General features: G+C 64.3%; 3 protein-coding genes and 1 pseudogene. All 4 read left to right on the top strand.

Annotated elements, in window-relative coordinates; translation table 11 throughout:
• Window positions 1-268: 268 nt before the first annotated feature.
• The 4 genes and pseudogenes from ACTSKS_RS10945 to ACTSKS_RS10930 all read left to right on the top strand — a co-directional run bounded on the left by ACTSKS_RS10945 (window position 269) and on the right by ACTSKS_RS10930 (window position 3012).
• Window positions 269-1339 carry an IS110 family transposase gene (locus tag ACTSKS_RS10945; RefSeq protein ID WP_041103455.1) on the top strand — a complete coding sequence of 357 codons (1071 nt, stop codon included), beginning with the start codon at window positions 269-271 and terminating at the stop codon, window positions 1337-1339.
• Window positions 1340-1355: 16 nt separating this feature from the next.
• A pseudogene (locus ACTSKS_RS10940) lies at window positions 1356-1571 on the top strand (integrase core domain-containing protein); the annotation flags it as partial.
• Window positions 1572-1705: 134 nt separating this feature from the next.
• Window positions 1706-2080, top strand: a complete 375-nt coding sequence (locus tag ACTSKS_RS10935; protein ID WP_041103453.1) for an ArsR/SmtB family transcription factor — start codon at window positions 1706-1708, stop codon at window positions 2078-2080.
• Window positions 2080-3012: a cation diffusion facilitator family transporter gene (locus tag ACTSKS_RS10930; protein ID WP_041103451.1), complete on the top strand. Its 933-nt coding sequence runs from the start codon at window positions 2080-2082 to the stop codon at window positions 3010-3012. Before ACTSKS_RS10935 ends, ACTSKS_RS10930 begins: the two co-directional genes overlap by 1 nt.
• Window positions 3013-3156 lie beyond the last annotated feature (144 nt).

Here is a 3156-nt window from a genome sequence, read left to right as displayed (position 1 = left end):
TACGACTGTCAGTCTCTGAGGGCCGGATTCCGCGAGGATGAGGAAGTCCTGGCCGTGGTGCTCTGACCCATCTCTACGATTGACCCACATGGTGTCTTGGCGTTGATCTGTCGGGCCCGCGGCCGGGCACGTACGACCACTGCCGCCGGTCCGGGCGTGACCTGATAGGAGCCTGGAGCATTTTCGTGACCGTGTCCCCGTGACAGTCCTGTCCGCCCACCGGCGTCGGTGCCGCCCCCGCACCCGTAGCCGGAGGACAGCCTCGTACATGAGCCAGATCGCCCCCACCCGTTCCGGTCACGTCGTGATCGGCGTGGACACCCACAAGCACATCCACGTGGCCGCCGTCATGGACTCGATCGGTGGGATTCTCGCGACCGGCACGATCGCCACCGACCGTGCCGGTTACCAGCAGCTACTGGAATGGGCCGCGGACTACGGCACCATCATCGCGTTCGGCATCGAGGGCACAGGCTCCTACGGGGCTGGTCTGGCCTCGTACATCCGTCGCCAGGGGCACAAGGTCGTGGAAGTCTCGCGCCCAGACCGACGCCTGCGTCGGTTGAACGGGAAGTCCGACACCTTGGACGCTGAGAACGCGGCCCGCGCAGTCCTCGCGGGTTTCGCTACCGCCACGCCCAAGAGCGCCGACGGGAGCGTGGAAATGATCCGTCAGCTCAAAGTCGCTCACGACACTGCGGTCAAAGACCGCTCTGCAGCGATGATCACGTTGAAGGCGATGCTCGTGCACGCCGAAGAAAATCTACGCAAGGTACTGCAGGGGAAGACGCAGAAGATGATCGCCCGCCGCTGCGCTTCCCTGCGCCCCCGCGCGCTGAGCACGCCGGAGGAGGCCAATCGTCATGTGCTCCGGTCGCTGGCCAGGCGGTGGCTGTCGTTAAACGAGGAGATCCTCGAGCTCGAGGCCATGATCAAGGGGCTCGTGATCGCGCGTGCGCCGCACCTGCTCGACCAGTTCGGGATCGGCGTGGACACGGCAGCGGAGATCCTCATCGTGGCCGGGGACAATCCCGAACGGATCAAGAGCGAGGCAGCATTCGCCAAGCTCGCCGGCATCAGCCCCGTGCCTACAGGCTCAGGGATGAGCAGCGGAAAACATCGGATCAATCATGGCGGTCACCGTCAGCTGAACGCAGCCATCTACAGGACAGTCATCGTGCGGATGCGCTTCCATGAGCCCACGATCGCCTACGTGGCACGACGCACCGCGGAGGGCAAGTCCAAGCGAGACATCATTCGCTGCCTCAAGAGGTACGTGATCCGCGAGGTATACCACCTCGTGAAGACCAACCCTCGCACCGGTCAGATCGCGAGTTGACAACTATAGGAGCATCAACGCCCTGGCCGAGAGCGTGAACGGGCTCTACAAGGCCGAACTCATCCACTCCAAGCGGATCTGGGAGTCCGTGTAGGCGGTGGAGCTGGCCACCATGGGGTGGGTGCACTGGTGGAACACCACCCGCCTCCACGAGACCCTCGGCTACCGCACTCCCGCAGAAGTTGAGACGGCCTACACTCACGACCAGGATTCAGCGCCCGTTGCGTCCTGACCTCGGAACGAAACCCAGGGCGCTTCACATCGAGTGTATCGACGTGCCACGAGCGACCCCTTCGCGCGTCTATCAGGATCGACTCGTCCCGTCCCACCCCTTTACGGAACCCCAAATGGCGATATCATCGCCATATGACGATTGATGCGATCCCGGCCGAGCCTCAGTTCGAGGTGGCAGACAGTCATGCCGCGCTCTTCCATGCCCTCGCCGAACCCACACGCTTGGCTCTCCTCCAGCACCTCTCGACCGGTGAGCACCGAGTTCGCGACCTTGTCGAACACATGCACCTTGCCCAGTCGACCGTCAGCAAGCATCTCTCGTGCCTGCGCGACTGCGGTCTGGTCACCGCGCGCACTGAAGGCCGCGCTTCCTGGTTCACCCTCGCCGATCTGCCCCGACTAAAGGGCCTGCTCGAGGTGGCGGACGACCTGCTCGACACCTCCGGGACCACCCTCTCCCTGAAGAACCACCGCGATCACGAGAACCTCGAGGACGGGGACCTCTGATGAGCTCAGGACACGACCATTCGCACGGCGGCAGCGGGTCGAGCACCGCCCGGACGCGACTCGCCATCGCCTTCGCCATCACCTCCGTCATCGTGCTCGCGCAAGCGATCGGGAGCGTCGTCACCGGAAGTCTTGCCCTGCTCACGGACACGGCGCACGCCCTCGTCGACGCCTCCGGACTGCTGGTCGCGCTGATCGCGGCGACCATGATGTTGCGCCCGGCCAGCAGCAGCCGAACCTGGGGATTCGCTCGCATCGAGGTACTGGCAGCCTTGGCCCAGGCCACGCTCCTGATCGTGGTCGGCACCTACACCGCCGTCGAGGGTATCTCGCGACTAACCGACCCCCCGGACGTCCCCTCAGGAGAGCTGCTCATCTTCGGTGTGATCGGCCTGGTCGCGAACATCGCCGCGATCCTCATCCTGGCCGGAGGCAAGGACTCGAGCCTCAACATGCGTGCCGCGTTCCTCGAGGTTCTCAATGACGCTCTCGGTTCGCTCGGCGTGATCACGGCCGCGATCGTGATCCAGCTGACCGGATTCCAACAGGCCGATGCACTGGCTGGTTTGTTCATCGCCGCGCTGATCGTGCCTCGGGCGTTCCGCATCATGGCCGAAACACTGCGGATCCTCATGGAGTACACCCCGAAGGGAGTGGATCTCGATCAGGTGCGCGAGCACATCCTCGCTCTCGACCACGTCCAGGACGTCCACGACCTGCACGCCTCAGCGATCGGGAGCAATCTGCCGATCTTCTCGGCTCACGTCGTCGTCGGGGAGGAGTGCTTCGAATCAGCCCACGCACTGCGGATCCTCGAAGAGGTCCATGTCTGCGTCAGGACGCACTTCCCGATCGCGTTCGAGCACGCCACGATCCAACTGGAGAGCCCGTCGGTGCATCGAGGTGAATCCGAACGTCCCTTGCACACTTAGCGCCCACGGATCCGCACTCCTCCTAACCGCAGGCGAGGGCGACAAAACGGCGCGCACCCCACTCGATGGTGGGGTGCGCGCCGCGGGTAGTCGCTGGGCTCAGCGGAAGGAGACGAAGGTGGGATTACCCCAGATGGTGCGCTC

The organism is Micrococcus sp. TCR-5 (genome assembly GCF_052220525.1).
Classification (GTDB): domain Bacteria; phylum Actinomycetota; class Actinomycetes; order Actinomycetales; family Micrococcaceae; genus Micrococcus; species Micrococcus luteus.
The sequence above is the reverse complement of the archived record's forward strand: the minus strand, read 5'-3'. Positions and strand labels throughout refer to the sequence as shown.